The organism is Arthrobacter sp. FB24, assembly GCF_000196235.1.
In the GTDB taxonomy this organism is placed as follows: Bacteria; Actinomycetota; Actinomycetes; order Actinomycetales; family Micrococcaceae; genus Arthrobacter.
Map to the genome: position 1 here is coordinate 746,006 of NC_008541.1, position 17,457 is coordinate 763,462.

Sequence of the window (17,457 nt, forward strand, 5' to 3'; positions counted from 1 at the left end):
TTTTTGCCAGTCGCCGGGGACCGGCCAACGGATAAGATCACAGGGTGACGAACTCACCGAGTGGCGAACGCTACGTTGTCCGCCGGTGGTGGAGGGGGCGTGCGTTGCCGTGGGCAGCGTTGGTCGGATTCTCCATCATCATGACGGGCATTTCTCTGGAGCGGACAATGCTGTTCGCCTACGAGCCGGTGCCCGAGTTTGTGGAGCGGCTGCGAGTCGGCAGGCTGTTCATGCTCGCGGGGTCGGCAGCGTCCATTGCCGCCGCCGTCTGGTCACAGATCCGGCAGTATCCGCTCTGGGTCACGCTTTGCGTTGCGGCGCCGGTGGCACTCGTGGGCCTGGCCACGATGATCACCACGCCGCCGTCGTTGATGCCGCAGGTCTTTGGCCTGTTCGCCCTGCCGGCAGCCCTGGCAGGGCTCATCGGAGGGGTCACATTCAGACGCCGGTGACGGGGCGCCTGCAGCGCACGTGATCCACCCTCGTCTATGGGGAATACTGATCTACGCATGTCTCCTTATGGAGAGCACCGACCTCGGAAGACCCCTGGAGCGTGATGGACACCGAATCAGCACCAACGCGGCCACCCATCAAGGAGCCGCACTTCGGGCCCCGCGTATCCATCGCAGGGATCATCATCGGCATCCTCTGGGTGATCACTTTCAACAGCCACACTCCCCAGGAAGGCAGCGTGGTCACTAACGGAACCGTCGTCGACCAGGAGATTGCCTCCAAGGGCATCTGTTCACCGATCGCCGAGCTGATCGTCGACGGAGTTGCCTACCGGACTCGTCCCGGCCTCGGAGCCGAGCCCTGTGCACACGAAATCGGTGATCCGATCGAGGTCGCGTACCACCCCGACGACATCAGCGGAACCCTTCAGATTCCGTACGATGACAAGGCAACACGGCAAGTGATCGTCATCTCCCTGCCCGGCTGGATTCTTCTGTTGGCCAGCGCAGTCTCGCTTGTCAACAACATCAGGTACCGCCGGAGAGTGCGGTCGGCCCCGGCCTCTAGTTCGACGCGACGGAAGTTACTCCGATAATTGTTATCACAACGACAATAATACTGCTAAGGTGATTATTGTCAGCTTGATAACAATGATAGGAGCGACATGAATGCCCTGCTCGGCTGGATGAACTCCGCAGCCATCCCCAACCTCCTCGGCAACCCCGTGAGCTGGATCGAGATCATCGGTTTCGTCACCGGCGCCGCCTGCGTCTACGGGGTCGCCCGGCAGAAACTGTGGAACTGGCCCATCGGCATCCTGAACAACCTGGCGTTCATCGTCCTGTTCTTGGGCGCCGGCCTCTACGGCGAAACCGTCCTGCAGGTCATCTTCGCCGCCGTCGCCATCTACGGCTGGTACAACTGGATCCGTGGCAACGCCGCCACCGACGGAACGAACGACCTTCCCATCCGGGATGCCAACCCCAAGGAGATGATCCTCGGACTGGGCGCCACCGTGGCAGGTACGGCCGGGGTCGCCATGATCCTCACCCACGGCACCGACTCTGTAGTGCCCTGGCCGGACGCATTCGCCTTGACCGCCTCCCTGGTCGCCACGTACGGGCAGGCGAAGAAGATCTTTCAGCACTGGTACGTGTGGATCCTCATCGACGTTGTCTCCATTCCGCTGTACTTCAGCCGCGGCCTGACGCTCACTGCAATCCTCTACATCGGCTTCCTCGCCCTGTGCATCTACGGCCTCATTGACTGGAAGCGCACACGCACCCTGGAAGCCCCGGCCGCCTCTCCCGAGCCCGTCACGGCAGGAGCCTGAGATGTACAAGAACTCCATGGTCATCGGCAAGTTCTACCCGCCGCACGCCGGCCACGCCCACCTGATCAACACCGCCGCCGCACAGTCCGAGAACGTCTCGGTCCTGGTCCTGGGCAACCGCTTCGAGTCCATTACCGTCGCCGACCGGACCACATGGCTGGCGGCCGAGTTCGAGGACATCGCCGGAGTGCACGTTATCGGGATGCCCAACGACTGCCCGGAAGACTATGACTCCGAGGAGATCTGGAAGGCGCAGAGCGAACTGATGCGCCTGGCCCTGAAGACCCACGGGGTGACAGAAGTCGAGGCGGTGTTCAGCTCCGAAGAATACGGGGCCCAGCTCGCCCAGGCGTTCGGTGCCGAGCACGTCCTCGTGGACCAGTCACGGACCACGTTCCCGATCAGCGGGACACTCTGCCGGGATGACCTCGGGTCCGCCTGGCCCTTCATTATCGGCCCTGCCCGGCAGGGCCTGGCCACCCGGATCATCCTCGTCGGCGCCGAATCCAGCGGTACCAGCACCTTGGCCAAGGCGCTCACCGAGCACTACCGGCCACGGTTTCCCGGGATCACAGATGTCCCCGAATACGGCCGCGACTACACGTACGAAAAGTTCGACGCCCTGCGCGCAAAGATGCCGGAAGCCGTCCTTGAGGACATGGTCTGGAATGAGCAGGACTTTGGCCGCATCGCGACCCGGCAGAATGAGATGGAGAACGCCGCGGCTGATGCCTGTCCGCTGGTTATCGCCGACACCGACTCACTGGCCACCACCCTCTGGGAACGGTTCTACATCGGCGAACGCAGCTACGGTTCCTACCTCGCCGCCAGCAACCTCCCGCCCCGGGACCTGTACCTGATCACCGATCACGAAGGTGTGGAATTCGAAGACGACGGGTGGCGCGAAGGCGAACACCGCCGGGCCGAAATGACCGAATGGTTCAAGGAGGCCCTGACCGCAGAAGGCCACTCCTGGATCCTGGTCAGCGGCGACCACGAACGCCGCAAGCAGACCGCCGTCGAGATCATCGAGCTCATCCTCATGCAACGGAGCAAATTCACTTCGCCTCCCTGGGCTACCCGCACCGTCCTGGAAGGAGCGGCGGTATGAGCCGCAACTCAAAGGCCGAGAAGGAGTTCCTGGACAGCTACAAGCCCAAGGACTACCCCTCGATCGCACTGACGGCCGACCTGGTGGTCTTCGCGGTATCCGGGGGAGTGCTGCACACCGCCCTCGTCCGCCGCGGCGGCCACCCGTTCAAAGGCGCGCTGGCGCTTCCCGGCGGATTCGTCGGCCCCCAGGAATCCGCTGAACAGGCCGCATACCGGGAGCTCGCCGAAGAAACCAGCCTGGATTTGGGGCAGCTGCCGGTGCATGTCGAGCAGCTGGCCACCTACACCAATCCGGACCGGGACCCCAGAATGCGGGTGGTCTCCGTGGCACATCTGGCATTACTGGCCACCGACGGCCAGGCCCTGCCGGAGATCTCCGCCGGAACCGACGCCTCATCCGCAGCCTGGCACCCGGTCCACGACGTGCTCGATAGCGGGAACCTCGCGTTCGACCACGCCGCCATCCTGCGCGACGGACTGAACCGGCTCGCCGGAAAAATGGAATACACCACCGTGGCCGCCCGGCTGCTGCCCGCCGAGTTCACCATGACCCAGCTCCGCACCGTCTACGACGCTGTGTGGAACACCACTCTGACAGCGGGGAACTTCACCCGCAAGATGATGCCCCAGCTCGAAGACACCGGCAGGAAGTCACAAGCGGCCACAGGCGCCCCGGCAGCCTTGTTCACCGCCACCGACCGGCACATCCACCCACCGCTGACCAAACCCAGGGCGGGATGATGCAGACGGTAACGTATCTTTGCCATCCTGACCGGCGCCACCATGACGCAGCCAGTGTCCGCTAGGCTGGCACTAGCCGGACGCGTCCGGCTAGATATTGGGTGAATCAGTGCGAACCGAGTTTTGGGGAGGGCTCTGCCTTGCCATCCTTCGTGAGCTGCCGCCGCCAGCCCCCGCTCCTGCGCCGGTCGTGGCGCCGACACAGACGATAGAGGATGCTCTGGCTTTGGCTACCGGTCAGCGCTCGGACCAGTCCAACCCATGAAACGCAGAGAAGTCTGGGGGAGTTCCCTTATCGTCACAGCGGCTCTGTGTACCTGGGCAGACCTTGCCATCAGTGAGGCGTACGGGGCCGCCGCCCGGAAGGACCTGTTCCTCTACGTCGGCATCCCTGCGGACTCCGTCGCGTCCTGGTTCCTGATCGTGGCGCTCCTGTCTGGCGCCGTTGGATTGTCTCTCCTGCTCCCGGCAATGACCGGCCGCATCACCAAAAAGGGCACCACGGCGCATCATCGGCTGGACCATAGTGACCGCGGCCGCGGCTGCCGTGCGTCGGCCTGATCTTCATCTTCACGGCCCTGGGCGCATTCGGCATCGGGGACACCGTGAAGGTTACAGCCGCGGACGGGCAGTCCGTACTCATCAAACAGGACGGGTTCGACGGCGACAGCGTCGTCGTCTACACCGAGCACGACGAGTTCCACTACAAGCGGGCCAATAGCGCTCCTGAGCTTTCGGGCTGGCCGCGGGTCAAAGACCAGGACTGCCAGCTCGAATCCGCCGCGAACGTGCTGCAGTTGAGATGCGGAGTTAGGACAGTAACCATCCACCCAGAAGGCAGAAGTTGATGACTCACACACCTGCAAGGATGCAGCCGGCCCATCCCCTGGACTACTGGCTCTCCCCGGACCTGGCCAGGGTCAGCCCGCCGAACGCCCCGTCCCGGCTCCGGCAACTGGCCGATGCCCAGGGAACCCTGGCGGCCGCCTGGAGCAGCGCGATCAGCGGCGGACCCGTCCTTGTCCTCACGGGCGGTTTCGTCTCAGTCCTGACCGGGAATCCCGTCTGGGTGCTGGTTTTGGGCCTGATCGGCGCCGCTCTCACCGTCGCCGGGCTGCTGGCCTGGAAACGGGTCCGCGCCACCGTCCCCAGCACCGATACGGCCCTCATCACCCGAGGCCCCGGCAGCGCCCGCGGCGGCATCACCATGGTGGCCGTCCTGGCCGGCCTCACGGGCGCAGGCATGGCAGCAACCCTTCCTTCGGCCGAAGAGCGCGGCACCGTTGTTGCGCTGGTCGGTGCGTACCTGCTCCTCGTGGCCCTCCTGACGGCCTGCATTCTGGTCCCCTCGGCGGTGATGGGCCGGGCCCGCCAGTCCTTCCGCCGGCGGCTCCACACGGACCCGCACCTCCGGAGGGCTGTGGAGGGCGACCTGGCCACCTGGCGGGACCCGTACGGCAACGCCGGCTACGGTCCGCTCTAAGGAGCCGGAAGCTGGGAAAGGCAGCCAGTGCCGGATCCCCGCGTCTGGTCCCCGGCCCTGCCGTACACATAGAATCCGAATTGCCCCACCGATAGAAAGACACCGTGAAGCAGAGTATTTTCGCCCGCGTCGGCCAGCTCGCGAAGGCCAACATCAACGCCCTCCTGGATTCCGCGGAAGATCCGCAGAAGATGCTGGACCAAATGGTCCGGGACTACTCGGCGAACATCCGGGAGGCTGAGGCTGCCGTCGCCCAGACCATCGGCAATCTCCGGATGGCCGAGGACGACCACACCCGCGCCGTCAACGACGCCAACACCTGGGGTCACAAGGCGGTCGCCGCCTCCCGCAAAGCTGACGAGTTCCGGGCCGCCGGAAACGGCGTTGACGCCGACAAGTTCGACGCCCTCGCCAGGCTCGCTCTTCAGCGGCAGATGTCCGCCGAATCCACCGCCAAGGCCCAGGCGCCCGGCCTGGCCGCGCAGAACCAGGTCGTCGACCAGCTCAAGCACGGTCTGGACCAGATGAGGGGCAAGCTCGGGGAGCTGACCGCCAAACGAAACCAGCTGGTCAACCGGGCCAGGGTCGCCGCCGCGCAATCCCAGGTCAACGACGCCCTCAAGGCCCTGGACGCCGGCGACCCGACGTCGGCCATCGGCCGGTACGAAGAGAATATCCGCCGCCAGGAGGCCACGGTCCGTGGCCGGCAGGAACTCGCCGCCTCATCCTTGGAGGCCCAGTTCGCCTCTTTGGAAGACCTCGGCGAGCAGACCGAAGTGGAAGCCCGCCTCGCCGCGCTGAAGTCCATCGACCGTAAAGCCATCGAGTACTAGGAGAGCATTCCTAATGAGGTCTGAAACCGCTGAGGGATTTAACCCAGGAGTGGCAAGGCCGCGGTTACCAGGCGTCCAAAAGTGGCTAGTCGGGTTACTATTTCCACCACGTCCAGCCCCGTGAGTACGGCGGCAGCGACGACTTCAACATGGAGGGGGCTACAGATGCCGACCGTGAATGCTGCTCTCGATCCCTATCGCAATTGGACCGATCTCCGCGAAGGCGTTGGCGCGAACCCATTCCGGCTCGCCAGCAAGGTGGAGTTACGGGCCACCGTTGACGAAATTTCGAGGGCTTGGCCCTCTCACGTACTTTTGCCCCAACTGGAGTCACTCTGGCTATCAAGTCGCGAGGCGTGGCTGTTTCAGGACATCGACTACAGCCAATGGGGCCTGCACATCCTCGACCCATCGGCAGCAGCGGCGCGCACCAACGCCGAGCGAGCGAGGCGGCAGGCCGACTTTGAGGCGACCGACGCCGTGGTCGGCGAGTTCCTCGGCGACACCGACGTCTTGGTCCTTGAATCCAACGGCGGCGTGCTGGTCGCGCTGCCCTTGGATCCGCGCACTGACTGGCCACGGGTTGCGTCCACGCTATCCGAGTTCCTGACCCGGTATCTCCAAGCTGGTGGCGAGAAGTACTGGGAGAGCTGATCCCTTTCTGGCCTCGGATTGTCCGGTCAGGGTTGGCCTTACGCTACCTGGCGTCCTCGGACTTTCCTGGTAGTCGCTTGAGGATTTCCCTGGCGCTGGCCACGATCATCACCTTCGTGTCGGCACGCAAACTTGGCATATCGTCCCAATCATCCAGCAGCGCGACTAACCCGCTAAGTTCAACGGGCTGCCCGAGCTCAACCCATCCATGGCGAAGAATTGACCTTGCTCCTTCGACTGGATCGAGACTTCCGTCGACCATGCGGGTCATCCAATCCCGAACCAGGATCCACCGAGCCTCAGCGTCATCTTGAGAGGGAACGGCAAGTTCGTCCCGCACCATCAACCAGAGGTCCATGGCGCCCCGCGCATCGTTGCGCGGGTGCCCGGCGAGTTCCCGCAGCGCAGGACTGTCGTAGCCTCGGCCAAGCAATTCCGCGGCAGCATCCGGCGACGCTTCTACGGGAAATAGGCCGGTTTGGACGCGCAGGAAGATGAGGCGAACGTCTTCATACATCGTGCTTTCGAAAGTCATGGATCCACCCTAGACAGGCCTGACCGAAAGCCCGTTAGGGGTCCGCCATATGGCATGATCAGTCGAACGGTTCACACCCGCCTGCAGTCGCCATCTTCATAGCGGTCTTACTGGACGTGACCGACAAGAAATTCGCCGGCAACCCCACCCGGTCCTATCGCAGCAGTGCCCCGCTCAGGGTCCTCGGCGAAGTCACCGACTGGACACGGCTGGCGCCTGAGGAACTCCAGGCGTGGAAAGAACGCCGGGCAGTCCTCCGTGCGGACGAGCGAGGCGAAATCATCAACTGATGATGATCGGCTTTTCGTCGCATTGTTCGCTGGCTGCAGCGTGGCCTTCGTCGCCATTGTCGCCCCTGAGAACCGGTCATCCATGGCTTGGTGCTGGTCCGGGGAACCTCCGCTGCTTTACAGTCAGACATGACTGAGAGACGACTCCCATGGTTCTTGATACTTTTGGTCGCGGTCGCAGGTGGCTTCAATTTTCTGATCAAGGTCCTGTCCGGCGACCCGCCAGGAGATGCGGCAATAAGCACTGCCATTTACGTGGTCATGATCGGCCTTGTGTTTCTTTTCTTCGTGCGCCGACGGCGCAAGACTCTGCGCAGGCTCTCCGAACAGGGCCAGATCGAGTGCTACATTCGCCGGCCGCAAGCCCCGGACGGGGACCGCTACCGGAAATGGAATTTTGGCCTCGTAACCCCATCGCCGGGAACCCTCACGTTCCAGCCGGTCCTTGGCCGGACAAGCATCGCTAGAGGTGAACCTTTCAATATCCACATTCACGCGACGTCGGGCCCACGTTATTCCCCTACCAAGTGGGACAAATTCAACCGTCTTGAGCCGAACGCCCTGGTCCTTCCCTTGCTAACCGATGAGGGGCCGGTCGAAGTAGCCGGTCAGGCAACTACGCTCGACAGAATCGAAGCGTCCCTGGCAGGAACGGAACCCACGGAGGCCCGCAGCTAAGCGGCCGCGCCGGATCCAGGGCCACTCCCCGGGAGGGCGCTTGCCTCAGCGTGCGGCGGGTCTGCCCCGTTTCCTCCCGGCACGCCAGCCCGGCACTGCCTCATCCAGGGCCGCCGCCTTGTCGGTGCTCAGCCGGCCCTGGCGCAGCTTGGACCACTGGGCGTGCAGCCACCCCGAGATCGTGTTCCTCGCCGGTGATGGTGGCCTTGGGCCGTGGCCAGTCGTTTCCCGATGGTCGGTACGCCGTCAGCGCCGCGAGCCGCGCCCGCCACCGTTCCTCGTCAGCCTCGACACGTGCCGGCCGCACCCAGTCCGGCAGGACGGCCAGACCGTTCTGGAACTCAGCAGGGAGCCTGCCTGCACGGGCGTCCTCGCGCCGCCGCTGCAGCCAGGTCGCCAGCGTCCGCTCCTCCGTGGTCGTCCCGTGCCGGTACGGGTAGCGGCCGGTGGCCTGGACCATGGCCACCAGCTGCCTCAGACGGTTCCGCCCCCAGGGACGTGACCCGGGCGGTGCTGGTTCGGGCCCGCTTGCCCCGTGCAACAGTCACGCCCCACTGACCGGCACTCCCGGCACCCGCCCATCGCCTCCAGGGCTCCATCCAGGGCCAGGCCGGGAATGACAGTCACGACCGCAGCCGCCTCCTCACTGGTCAGAGGCTTAGGTGCCTAAACGGACAGATCGTGAGACATACGAGCAGCCTACAGTTATGGACCGACGCACAGCGGGCTCACAGCCCCTAAACACCGGCGGACTCGTACGCGGAATGGAGCAAGGAGGACCGACCCTGATCCTGCCGCTTCGGAGAGCTATTAAGTCAATAGCTCGCGTCAGCCTCCCGCCCCAGCTAATTCTCCAAATAAATGTGATGTCCAGAGCGGGCCAAAACGGGAACTGTAGACTCTCGCTGTGGAGGCGACGCATCATCTTAGAGACCTGCCGGACGGCTGGACCTGGGAACCTCCCCTTGCCCCCTACGCTGCATGGCTTGGAGAGGCTTTCATGATGAATCCGGATGATGACCTCCTGCCGACGGGATGCACGGACAGCACCTGGATTCTTCACACCCAGTACTTTTGCCCTCCCGAGCTTGAGCTTCCGGACGCCTGGGATGATGACGAGCTGTGGCCCGGGTTCGGCTTCGGCACACACCCACCCGGCGGCTGGGAGCGGTTGACGTGGGCCGAGTCCGCTTCCTTAAAGCCAGCCTGATACAGCACCTCCGGCAACATCCCACCATTGAAACCCTCGACTGGTCCCGAAAAGCCGCACCCTAGCCGACGTGGTGCTCACTACGGTCTGCTGGCCCACTTCGGATCTCTCGTCAAAAGTTTGCCCCTAGATTCTGTCCTGAAACGCATGTGCGTCCGCTGAGTTCTTCCACCAGAGCGTGTGGCACTCATTCTCAAGCCTTCAGGTGGGGATGCCCGTAAGGGGGGTCGCTATCCTTGGCTGTTCTGGGCTCGATGCCTGACCCGGCCATTTTTCTGGCCCGGCCAGGGTCCGCCCACCGATAACGCCTTCCCTGCGGTCCCCGTGCGGAAGACTTCTGAAACCGACGACAGCTTCTCGACATGACCGGCGATTGTTTGTGGGACCGCCCCGGCGTCTCACGAACTCTGGCTTGATAAGAGCCGGGCCCGCCCCCCGGAAAATCTGGCTTGAAGGTGCCTGGAGTGTCTCACCAACCTGTCTCACCGCAGCGTCCCACAAGCACTCGAGGCTTATTGACACACCCCCGAATTAGCATGCGCGCATGGGACTGCTACTGGGATACGTGAGGGTGTCTACGACCGATCAGCACGGGGCGGCGCAGCGGGATGCACTGTTGGCGGCCGGCGTCGAGGAGAAGTACGTCTACTTCGACCACCTGTCCGGGCGAAGGCGGCCAAGGAACGGCCGGGACTGTCCGCGCTCCTTGCGTTCGCCCGCGAAGGGGACGTTGTGCTGGTCTACCGGATCGATCGGCTCGGACGGTCCCTGTTGGACGGGATTGACCCCTCCACGGCCTCGGGTCGCTTACAGCTGGGACTGTTCGCCACCCTGGCAGAATACGAGCGCGAGCTCATCAACGAGCGGGTTCGGGCCGGGGTCATGGCCGCCAAAGCCAGAGGCGTTAAGTTCGGCCAGCAGCCCATCGACGAGACCACCGCGGAGGACAAGGTGGAAACCGCCCGGCGGCTGCTGTCCGAAGGCAAGACGGCCGAGCGGGTCGCAGAGACTGTCGGCTGGTCACGGGCCACCCTGTACCGGTACCTGAAGATGTACGGCCACGAGACCCCGGCCAAGGGTCAGGCCCAGCTGGATCTCGGGCCGGGGAAGTCCCGATACTCGAAGAGGAAGAACGTCCCGGTCCGAAGGTAGGCATGCTCCCTGGCAACGACAACACGGGGCTGCCATGGGCGTTTGCGTGGATGAACCCGGCAGCGCCGGGCCAGAAAGAGGGGGCGTCATCCGAAGCGGTGGCTGACCTGCCGCCGCTTGTTCGCGAGCCTTGCGGTGTCTGCCGGGGCTGGCGGTGAACCTACTCAACTGACTCAGATGTACTGTGAAGTCCTTTTGCGTGTCTGGGGTAGATTCATGCGGGGGCGACGCAGTGCGCCGAGGAAGGGTGGATGTGGGATTCTTTAGGCGCAAGGTCGCTCCGGCCTCCGTACATCCAATTTCAAAATTCTGGCAATGGTGGACTTCTGAAGGTGCGGCCCGATTTAATGCCGCAGTGGCAACCGGTCAATGGGGTGACCTTCCCAACCAGATGAGCAAACAACTCGCTGCCATCGACCCAGGCCTGGCTTGGGACACCGGACCCGGGCGCACATCCCGCAGCCTCCTTGCTGTCAGCTCCGAAGGCGATTCCGCGTTGCGGCGGATCGCGGAACAATGGCTTCGGTCAGCTCCGGCCGCGGATGAATTCTGGGAGTACGCTGCCGCACGCCAGCCAGTCGCGGGTGTGCTCGACAACGTCATCGAGATCGATGGCCACCGGCTTCGCCTGGGCGATGTCCGATTCGGACTAAAGGTTGACTCCGAAAGTGAATGCCTTGACATAGACGTTCATCACCCGCTCTTTGTCGAAATGACTGAGGAAGGACCCCTCAGGGTATCCTTCCTGCTCCTTGACTGGATTCTCGGCGAGGATGGGGTCGAACGATGGGTGCGCGCCATAGGAACAACCGACAACGGAGATACGGCCACCGCCACCGCGTCAGATCTCACCGCTGCCATCAGCACAATGACCGCTCAAGCCCAGACGGACAAATGGGTCCTGATGGAGGGAACGACACACGGCAGCGAAAGGGTCATCGTCAGCGCCCGCCGGCCCCTGCGCTGGATCGACTACCCCATCTTCGACCTGCATACCGAAGTACGCATCCAGTATGACGACAGGCGGGACGACGGGCTTCCGACGGTCGACTCTCTAGATTCTCTCCGCGGAATCGAGGATGACATCTCCGCGGCACTTGGAACACGAGGGATCCTGGTCGCCCATGAGACAGCAGCCGGCGCAAGGCTGCTGCACTACTACTCAGACTCAGAGGACCAAAACGGACGCGACGCCATCGAGACTGCGGCACGTGTCGCCGGCGGCGCCACTCGACACGATCCTGACCCCGGATGGAAGCACGTACGTCGATTCGCATGACAATGTGGCGCGCCGTTCCGAGACCTGGACACCCCGCCATTGAGCATTGCCGGGAATGTTGAACGGTGAAACGGTGCCGCCTGCTCAGTGGGTATCGTTCAGGCACGGGACACCATTGGGGGAATAGTGATCTATCAGAACTTTGCACCGGGGAAGCAAAGGACTAAATGGATCTGGTGGACTTGGCGGTATCGGTACCCGGATCGCCGCCGCACTGTCTTTCGCGCTCGTCCTGACCTCCTGCGCCACGCCGTCGATCGAGGAGATGGGACGCAACGCCATCCGCCAGGACGCCGCCGAGGGCAAAGACTGGTTCACCCGGTTCACGGCCGCCACCGACAAAGCTGGAGGGCATGGGCAACCCGTACGCCTGCGGCTGGGACCCCGACGGGAACTTCCACACCGATCACTACTACGGCGAGCACCTGACGACCAGCGGCTGGTGGGGACGCGAACAGCGTACGGTCAGCGCCTGCGCCCGATTCGAAGTGGACCTGGGCTCGGTGATTGCGACATCCATCGACTGCCCCGACCGACCTCCATTCTCCGACTACACCGACGAACGGGTAGTGGTTGCGTGAACAATGGCGACACCGCGGCGATGCCGTTCATCTGAGACTTCACGCGCGGTCCCTGGCAGGGATCTTCCGCCTGATCCGCCCAACAGATAGTGTTGGGCTATGGAAAAGCAGCGGAGGGCCGTGGAGCAGACCGTGATCCTGAAGGGTGGCGGACGGGAGACTCCGGTCAAAATGCGGAACGGGGTCATCCTTCTTCCGAAGGGGTTTAAGGTCTCACCCCGCCATGCTGCGCGCCGCGGCAAGGCGCCGGCCAAGACTGCCACGGTCAACCTGGCCGGCCTGAAAGATGCCCCGGACTACGGTCCGCGGGCTGTGACGCAGCGGCTGGTGAACGCGCTGGGCAACAACGCCGTGGCGGCACTACTCGGCGTCAACAAGGACAGGCCCGGCCGGTGGGTGTCCGGCGAGGATGCTCCGAACGAGGAGAACCGCGCACAGCTGGCCGACTTGGATGCCCTGGTCGGCCATCTGCACAGTGCATTCACGCCGGCCCAGGCCAGGCTGTGGCTGGAAGGCCAGGACCCGCATCTGGGCGCCCGTCCCATTGATGTGTACCGGCTCGAAGGTGCGGCGCCGGTGATCGAGGCGATCCGGGCCTTCGAACAGGGAGCGTTCGCCTAGGTGGAGTTCTGGCGCGTACTCAACTGGCACCCTGACGCCTCAACTCCGGCGGAGAACGGGCACCCGCTGTACATCTGGCCGCGGCAGGGAACCGGCAGGGTGGACGACCCGGACCGCGAATACACCGTGCTCTATGTCGGCGACTCGGCCGAGGGCGCCGCGGCGGAAGCGTTTGGCCGGTATCCCGTGTGGAACTCCGACATTTTGGCCCCGCCGCCAGGGACACCGCCCGGCACCCGGAAAGCCCTGGTGAAATACGAGGGGGATCCGCCGATCCTCGACCTGGACGATCCGGAAGCGCTGCAAGAATGGTCGCTGCGGCCCAGCAACATTGTGTCCCGGGACCGGGCCTCCACCCAGCAGTGGGCGCGGAGCATGTATGAAACGGGGGACTACGCCGGCCTCTCCTGGTGGTCCTTCTACGAGCCCCGCTGGGCCAGCTTCGGCCTGTGGGACATTACCGGGCTGACGCCGGTCGGCGACCCGGAACCGCTGACAATGACCCACGACGCCGTGCAGGACGCCGCAACCCTGATCCGGCGCGTCATCAGCTAGGGGCCCGCCAGAAATTGGACAACCTCCGCATGGTCCCTTGCAAGACACCGCACCAATAAGGGAACCGATGGACACTTCAGTTTCAGCCGTTGGCCCCGCCCTGGCAACCCCCGCAGCAGTTCCCGATGAGCCAGGCACACAGGTGCAGCTCAGCCAAGCGCCGGGCTATCTGGGGGCTCTCACACCCGCCGTTTCCGTGGCCCCGCTCGAGCCGGATCCAGTAGTGCGGCAGCCACGGAGCGTGACGGTTTGGTTGGCCGGCATGGAACAGGAGGGCTACCGGGTTCTCCACTCGGTCCCGCTGTCGCCGCGAAAAGACATCGACCACCTCGTCATCGGACCCACAGGTATCCATGCCCACCCGTGATTGGGATAAGTCCTCGTCGTCCACTGTTCCGGTGAACCGCTGATGAAAGTGGCCGCAGAAAACGTTGGTTGGCCGGAGGGTATCGACTGCCCGTTGGAGAAGGTCGCGGCTTACTTGCGCTCTGGCTATAAGGGCAGATTATGCAAAGGCTGCGACAAACCTGGCGGTTAGTCCACCTCATCTTGGGAGCGCACTTATAGAACTCGATCTCACTGCACCTACTAGGGGTGAATCCCTGGACGCCGACATCATCTAGTCAGCTGGTTCATAAATAGCTTCCGTGCGACTGAGCCAGCCGAGCGCTGGCTCTCTGCGGAGAGACTGAATGGCCTTCGCTCGTGTGACAACCAGCAACGCAACAGGTAAGTCGGAGGTGACCAAATGCTGAAATGCGGATACTGCTTGGATCAGCTCGGGCGTCAGGCGGCGGCTACCGCCTGGAATGACCAGATAGCCCGCCCCGGTAGACGGTGATCTCGCCTGACGTCTTCCACCGACAAACCGATGACGGCCATCCCGCAGCGCTTGCGAAGAATCGAGCCCCTCCTCGATGCGCTTCGAACCCGCTTCGTCCGCAGCCGAAGCCAACGTAATCTGCTCCGGGAGGTGCCTGAGTTTTTCAAGCAGGGCCCTCTGCCCATTCGGCTGACGTCGTGTCCCTAATCATGGGCTCACAGTAGCGCCGGATCCGGCAGCATGTCCTTGATGCGCGGCTAGAATCGCCCCACATTTGAAGATGGAAATCGGATGGAGGGAGACCAAAGTGTGCCATAAGTGCGCCCTGGACCTACGCGAGGACTTTGGCTTAACCAGCGAAAAACCCCGGAAACCCCTAGATTTAGGGGCTGTCCGGGGTTTATCCCGAGCTTCCTATCAGAATCGAACTGATGACCTTTTCATTACGAGTGAAACGCTCTACCGACTGAGCTAAGGAAGCACCGCATGAAATTCCCGGAAGAACCGGGCGGATCATGCAAGAGACAACTGTAATAGAGTCCCTTGCCCGGGTCAAAATGAGCGGATCAGGCGCCCGACGAATGGCCGTGGCGGACGTTGTCTGGATGTTCACCCGGCGGTCGGGGCGGGTTCAGCAACGGGTCCCGAAGGGCCCGCACTGTGGAACGACCAAATGCGGCCGCGTCGGCGGGCGCTTCTCAGCGAAGGGGCTTGGGCCATGACTCCGGACACAGCAGACACATCCGCACGGCACGCAGCCTCCGCGCTGGACCCCACGCTGCCGTGGGCCGCCCGGGATGGCCGTCAGGGAGTCCGGCTGGCCGTGCTGGCGATGGTGGGAACAACAGTTTTCGACGGCGGCCTGCTGGAGCGTGCCATGACCCGCACCCTTACCGACCAGGGCGTGGCGGAAGGGTCTGCGGAGTTTGCGCGGATGCTTCGGTACGCCAGGGACACCGCCGGGATGTCAAAACTTGCCGTCTTCAACCACCTTTTCGAGGAGCGGTCGAGGGCTGCGGCAGCGAACACTTTCTTCGAGCGCAGCTGCGATGACCTGATATCGGACGGCATCATTCGGGCGGTTCCCGGCGCCGAGGACGCCATTGGCTGGCTGCGCGAAGCAGGCGTCATGGTCTGCCTTGCCACCGGATTCGGTCGCCACACGCAGAACATGGTGCTGGAGAGCCTTGGCTGGATGGGACTGGCAGACCTGAGCCTCTGCCCGGCCGATGCAGGGAGGGGCAGGCCCTATCCGGACATGATCCTGACGGCCGTCCTGGCGCTGGACCTGGACGACGTCCGGAGGGTTGCCGTCGTGGGTGACAGCTGCGCGGACATCGAATCGGGACTGCGGGCCGGTGCCACCACGGTGGCCGGGGTCCTCACTGGTGCACACGGGGAGCCGGCGCTGCGGGCGGCGGGGGCCACCGCCGTCGTGCCGTCCATCCGTGAGCTGCCGCCGCTGCTGGAACCCCGGTCCGCGTAGGCCGTCAGGCCACAGCGACGGGCCGCCTTCCTAGCACTGCGTGTTGTCCGCGGGGGCCTCACCGGTCAGGAAATAGCCGTCCACGGCATCGGTGACGCAGCTGTTCGAGCGTCCGTAAGCCGTGTGCCCTTCGCCCTTCCAGGTCACCAGGGAAGCGTTGCCCAGCTGCTTGCGCAGGGCGCCCGCCCATTCCACCGGAGTCGCGGGATCTCCCGTGGTGCCCACCACCACAATGGGGGCCGAACCCGGGTACTCCACGGGTGCCGGCGTGCGGATGCTCTTGTAGGGCCAGTCCTGGCAGTTGGTGCCGCCGTAGGCAAAGAAGTAGCCCAGGGTGGGGGATTCCTGCCGCAGCTTCTGCTCTTCGGCCCGCATGGCGGCGGGGTCCGTCACCATGGGGTAGTCAAGGCAGTTGATTGCGTTGAAGGCGAAGGCGCTGTTGGACGTGTACTTGCCGCTCGGATCGCGGTCGGCGCCGAAGTCGGCGAGCCGCAGCATCGGTGACGGATCGCCCTTGAGGGCGGCGTCCAGCGCCTGGGTGAGCAGGGGCCAGTTGTCGTCGTTGTAGAGCGGGAGGATGAGGCCGCTGACGAAGGCGGACCCGGTGACCAGCCTGCCGTCCTGGGCGCGCTGCGGGTTGGCGTCCACGGCCTGCACGACGTCGCGTATCTGCTGTACGCCGCTGTCCACGGTGCCGCTCAGGGGGCAGTCCTTGTCCCCGAGGCACTTCTGCACGTAGGCACGGATGGCCTTCTCAAAGGCGCGGGCCTGGCCGCTGGTGAGCTCCTCGTTGCTGAGCGAAGGGTCCAGCGCTCCGTCAAGCACCATCCGGCCCACGTTGTCCGGGAACAAGGAAGCGTAGGTGGAGCCCAGGAAAGTGCCGTAGGAGTAGCCCAGGTAGTTCAGTTTGGTGTCGTTGACCACGGCCCGCAGGATGTCCAGGTCCTTAGCGGCGCTGACGGTGTCCACGTGCGCCAGCACCGGGCCGGTCTTTTCGGCGCACTTGGCCGCAGTTGCCTTGTTGTCGGCGAGGGCGGCCGCCAGGCCGGCGTCCGAGCTGAGGTCGTAGTTCTTGGCGCGGGATTCGTCGCGTTCCTGGTCAGTGAGGCAGGTGACGGGGGATGACCGCTTCACGCCGCGGGGGTCGAAGCCCACCAGGTCGTACTTGGCGCGCACTTCACTGGAAATGTTCGTCGCGCCGGCATCCTTGACGAAGTCGTAGCCGGAGCCGCCCGGGCCGCCGGGATTGACCAGCAGGCTGCCGGTCTTTTTGCCCGTTGCCTTCATTTTGAGGGCCGCGATCTCGATGCTGTCGCCCTCGGGCTTGCTGTAGTCCACGGGCACCTTGATTTTGGCGCACTCGAGCTTGTCCTCGCAGGACGTCCAGGAGACCTCCTGGGAGTAGAAGCTCCGGAGCTCTTCGGGAGCCGCCTCCGCGATGGAAGGGTCGGCTTTGCCTGTGCTCCCGCCGGCTGATCCGCCGTCGGACTGGCCCAGCAGGGTGCAGCCCGTCAAGGCGAGCAACACGGCCAGGGTGCCAGCAGCTGCCTTGGCCACGGTCGATCCGGACCGGGACCGTAGGGGCAGACGTCGGGCAGGCTTCATGCAGGGCTCCTTGAGGGACTTGGCGTGGGCTC

At 64.1% G+C, this 17,457-nt stretch carries 22 protein-coding genes, 1 tRNA gene and 2 pseudogenes; 21 read left to right on the forward strand and 4 right to left on the reverse strand.

Annotated features, from left to right (window positions below; all coding sequences use genetic code 11):
- Positions 1-44 precede the first annotated feature (44 nt).
- From ARTH_RS03545 to ARTH_RS23035, 10 genes are all read left to right on the forward strand, one after another.
- A complete protein-coding gene (locus ARTH_RS03545; protein ID WP_156810608.1) occupies positions 45-452 on the forward strand; it encodes a hypothetical protein in 408 nt (135 codons plus the stop codon).
- A 104-nt stretch (positions 453-556) separates the two neighbouring features.
- A complete protein-coding gene (locus tag ARTH_RS03550; protein ID WP_011690559.1) occupies positions 557-1,048 on the forward strand; it encodes a hypothetical protein in 492 nt (163 codons plus the stop codon).
- Positions 1,049-1,117: 69 nt separating this feature from the next.
- Positions 1,118-1,786: a nicotinamide riboside transporter PnuC gene (gene pnuC / locus ARTH_RS03555; protein ID WP_011690560.1), complete on the forward strand. Its 669-nt coding sequence runs from the start codon at positions 1,118-1,120 to the stop codon at positions 1,784-1,786.
- Between the two features lies 1 nt (position 1,787).
- Positions 1,788-2,897 carry an AAA family ATPase gene (locus tag ARTH_RS03560; RefSeq protein WP_011690561.1) on the forward strand — a complete coding sequence of 370 codons (1,110 nt, stop codon included), beginning with the start codon at positions 1,788-1,790 and terminating at the stop codon, positions 2,895-2,897.
- Positions 2,894-3,640 carry an NUDIX hydrolase gene (locus ARTH_RS03565; RefSeq protein ID WP_011690562.1) on the forward strand — a complete coding sequence of 249 codons (747 nt, stop codon included), beginning with the start codon at positions 2,894-2,896 and terminating at the stop codon, positions 3,638-3,640. Before ARTH_RS03560 ends, ARTH_RS03565 begins: the two co-directional genes overlap by 4 nt.
- 261 nt (positions 3,641-3,901) lie before the next feature.
- Complete coding sequence (locus tag ARTH_RS03570; RefSeq protein ID WP_011690563.1) at positions 3,902-4,201, forward strand: hypothetical protein; 300 nt, start codon at positions 3,902-3,904, stop codon at positions 4,199-4,201.
- Positions 4,202-4,245: 44 nt separating this feature from the next.
- Complete coding sequence (locus ARTH_RS03575; RefSeq protein ID WP_011690564.1) at positions 4,246-4,488, forward strand: hypothetical protein; 243 nt, start codon at positions 4,246-4,248, stop codon at positions 4,486-4,488.
- Positions 4,488-5,123: a hypothetical protein gene (locus ARTH_RS03580; protein ID WP_011690565.1), complete on the forward strand. Its 636-nt coding sequence runs from the start codon at positions 4,488-4,490 to the stop codon at positions 5,121-5,123. Before ARTH_RS03575 ends, ARTH_RS03580 begins: the two co-directional genes overlap by 1 nt.
- Before the next feature lie 104 nt (positions 5,124-5,227).
- Positions 5,228-5,956, forward strand: a complete 729-nt coding sequence (locus ARTH_RS03585) for a PspA/IM30 family protein (protein ID WP_011690566.1) — start codon at positions 5,228-5,230, stop codon at positions 5,954-5,956.
- Between the two features lie 165 nt (positions 5,957-6,121).
- Positions 6,122-6,610, forward strand: a complete 489-nt coding sequence (locus ARTH_RS23035) for a hypothetical protein (protein WP_011690567.1) — start codon at positions 6,122-6,124, stop codon at positions 6,608-6,610.
- 43 nt (positions 6,611-6,653) lie between these two features.
- On the opposite strand, the gene ARTH_RS23040 is transcribed toward ARTH_RS23035, so the two are convergent.
- Positions 6,654-7,145 carry a hypothetical protein gene (locus ARTH_RS23040; RefSeq protein ID WP_011690568.1) on the reverse strand — a complete coding sequence of 164 codons (492 nt, stop codon included), beginning with the start codon at positions 7,143-7,145 and terminating at the stop codon, positions 6,654-6,656.
- Between the two features lie 113 nt (positions 7,146-7,258).
- Between ARTH_RS23040 and ARTH_RS03600 the strand changes: the two are divergent.
- Both ARTH_RS03600 and ARTH_RS03605 read left to right on the forward strand, forming a co-directional pair.
- Positions 7,259-7,435, forward strand: a pseudogene (locus tag ARTH_RS03600) (NAD(+)--rifampin ADP-ribosyltransferase); the annotation flags it as partial.
- Positions 7,436-7,564: 129 nt separating this feature from the next.
- Positions 7,565-8,113, forward strand: a complete 549-nt coding sequence (locus ARTH_RS03605; RefSeq protein WP_043429361.1) for a hypothetical protein — start codon at positions 7,565-7,567, stop codon at positions 8,111-8,113.
- A gap of 100 nt (positions 8,114-8,213) precedes the next feature.
- Here ARTH_RS03605 and ARTH_RS03610 read toward each other — a convergent pair whose 3' ends face one another.
- A complete protein-coding gene (locus ARTH_RS03610) occupies positions 8,214-8,573 on the reverse strand; it encodes a hypothetical protein (RefSeq protein WP_052309636.1) in 360 nt (119 codons plus the stop codon).
- 540 nt (positions 8,574-9,113) lie between these two features.
- Here ARTH_RS03610 and ARTH_RS03615 point away from each other — a divergent pair.
- From ARTH_RS03615 to ARTH_RS23390, 8 genes and pseudogenes are all read left to right on the forward strand, one after another.
- The gene (locus ARTH_RS03615) at positions 9,114-9,323 is read left to right on the forward strand and encodes a hypothetical protein (protein WP_043429364.1); all 210 of its coding nucleotides are present in this window, start codon (positions 9,114-9,116) and stop codon (positions 9,321-9,323) included.
- Positions 9,324-9,867: 544 nt separating this feature from the next.
- Positions 9,868-9,939: pseudogene (locus ARTH_RS24450) on the forward strand (hypothetical protein); the annotation flags it as partial.
- Between the two features lie 116 nt (positions 9,940-10,055).
- On the forward strand, positions 10,056-10,475 hold the full coding sequence (locus tag ARTH_RS03620; RefSeq protein WP_071067489.1) for a recombinase family protein: 420 nt from the start codon (positions 10,056-10,058) through the stop codon (positions 10,473-10,475).
- A gap of 355 nt (positions 10,476-10,830) precedes the next feature.
- Entirely contained in the window at positions 10,831-11,754 is a 924-nt protein-coding gene (locus ARTH_RS03625) for a DUF695 domain-containing protein (protein ID WP_052309637.1), read from the forward strand.
- A gap of 353 nt (positions 11,755-12,107) precedes the next feature.
- Positions 12,108-12,335, forward strand: a complete 228-nt coding sequence (locus ARTH_RS03630; protein WP_011690575.1) for a hypothetical protein — start codon at positions 12,108-12,110, stop codon at positions 12,333-12,335.
- Positions 12,336-12,434: 99 nt separating this feature from the next.
- Complete coding sequence (locus ARTH_RS03635; protein WP_011690576.1) at positions 12,435-12,956, forward strand: hypothetical protein; 522 nt, start codon at positions 12,435-12,437, stop codon at positions 12,954-12,956.
- Complete coding sequence (locus tag ARTH_RS03640) at positions 12,957-13,511, forward strand: RES domain-containing protein (protein WP_011690577.1); 555 nt, start codon at positions 12,957-12,959, stop codon at positions 13,509-13,511.
- 67 nt (positions 13,512-13,578) lie between these two features.
- Positions 13,579-13,878, forward strand: a complete 300-nt coding sequence (locus ARTH_RS23390) for a nuclease-related domain-containing protein (protein WP_083812656.1) — start codon at positions 13,579-13,581, stop codon at positions 13,876-13,878.
- 864 nt (positions 13,879-14,742) lie between these two features.
- On the opposite strand, the gene ARTH_RS03650 is transcribed toward ARTH_RS23390, so the two are convergent.
- A tRNA-Thr gene (locus ARTH_RS03650) sits at positions 14,743-14,815 on the reverse strand.
- A 237-nt stretch (positions 14,816-15,052) separates the two neighbouring features.
- On the opposite strand from ARTH_RS03650, the gene ARTH_RS03655 reads away from it, so the two are divergent.
- Positions 15,053-15,820: an HAD family hydrolase gene (locus ARTH_RS03655; RefSeq protein WP_011690580.1), complete on the forward strand. Its 768-nt coding sequence runs from the start codon at positions 15,053-15,055 to the stop codon at positions 15,818-15,820.
- Positions 15,821-15,850: 30 nt separating this feature from the next.
- Here the strand turns inward: ARTH_RS03655 and ARTH_RS03660 are convergent, their stop codons facing one another.
- Positions 15,851-17,425 carry an alpha/beta hydrolase gene (locus ARTH_RS03660; protein ID WP_011690581.1) on the reverse strand — a complete coding sequence of 525 codons (1,575 nt, stop codon included), beginning with the start codon at positions 17,423-17,425 and terminating at the stop codon, positions 15,851-15,853.
- Between the last annotated feature and the right edge of the window lie 32 nt (positions 17,426-17,457).

Coding starts and splice junctions, on each gene's coding strand:
- ARTH_RS03550 (WP_011690559.1), top strand. CDS start 557: ATGGACACCGAATCAGCACCAACGCGGCCACCCATCAAGGAGCCGCAC.
- pnuC (WP_011690560.1), top strand. CDS start 1,118: ATGAATGCCCTGCTCGGCTGGATGAACTCCGCAGCCATCCCCAACCTC.
- ARTH_RS03560 (WP_011690561.1), top strand. CDS start 1,788: ATGTACAAGAACTCCATGGTCATCGGCAAGTTCTACCCGCCGCACGCC.
- ARTH_RS03565 (WP_011690562.1), top strand. CDS start 2,894: ATGAGCCGCAACTCAAAGGCCGAGAAGGAGTTCCTGGACAGCTACAAG.
- ARTH_RS03570 (WP_011690563.1), top strand. CDS start 3,902: ATGAAACGCAGAGAAGTCTGGGGGAGTTCCCTTATCGTCACAGCGGCT.
- ARTH_RS03580 (WP_011690565.1), top strand. CDS start 4,488: ATGACTCACACACCTGCAAGGATGCAGCCGGCCCATCCCCTGGACTAC.
- ARTH_RS23035 (WP_011690567.1), top strand. CDS start 6,122: ATGCCGACCGTGAATGCTGCTCTCGATCCCTATCGCAATTGGACCGAT.
- ARTH_RS23040 (WP_011690568.1), bottom strand. CDS start 7,145: ATGACTTTCGAAAGCACGATGTATGAAGACGTTCGCCTCATCTTCCTG.
- ARTH_RS03605 (WP_043429361.1), top strand. CDS start 7,565: ATGACTGAGAGACGACTCCCATGGTTCTTGATACTTTTGGTCGCGGTC.
- ARTH_RS03610 (WP_052309636.1), bottom strand. CDS start 8,573: ATGGTCCAGGCCACCGGCCGCTACCCGTACCGGCACGGGACGACCACG.
- ARTH_RS03615 (WP_043429364.1), top strand. CDS start 9,114: ATGATGAATCCGGATGATGACCTCCTGCCGACGGGATGCACGGACAGC.
- ARTH_RS03630 (WP_011690575.1), top strand. CDS start 12,108: ATGGGCAACCCGTACGCCTGCGGCTGGGACCCCGACGGGAACTTCCAC.
- ARTH_RS03635 (WP_011690576.1), top strand. CDS start 12,435: ATGGAAAAGCAGCGGAGGGCCGTGGAGCAGACCGTGATCCTGAAGGGT.
- ARTH_RS23390 (WP_083812656.1), top strand. CDS start 13,579: ATGGACACTTCAGTTTCAGCCGTTGGCCCCGCCCTGGCAACCCCCGCA.
- ARTH_RS03655 (WP_011690580.1), top strand. CDS start 15,053: ATGACTCCGGACACAGCAGACACATCCGCACGGCACGCAGCCTCCGCG.
- ARTH_RS03660 (WP_011690581.1), bottom strand. CDS start 17,425: ATGAAGCCTGCCCGACGTCTGCCCCTACGGTCCCGGTCCGGATCGACC.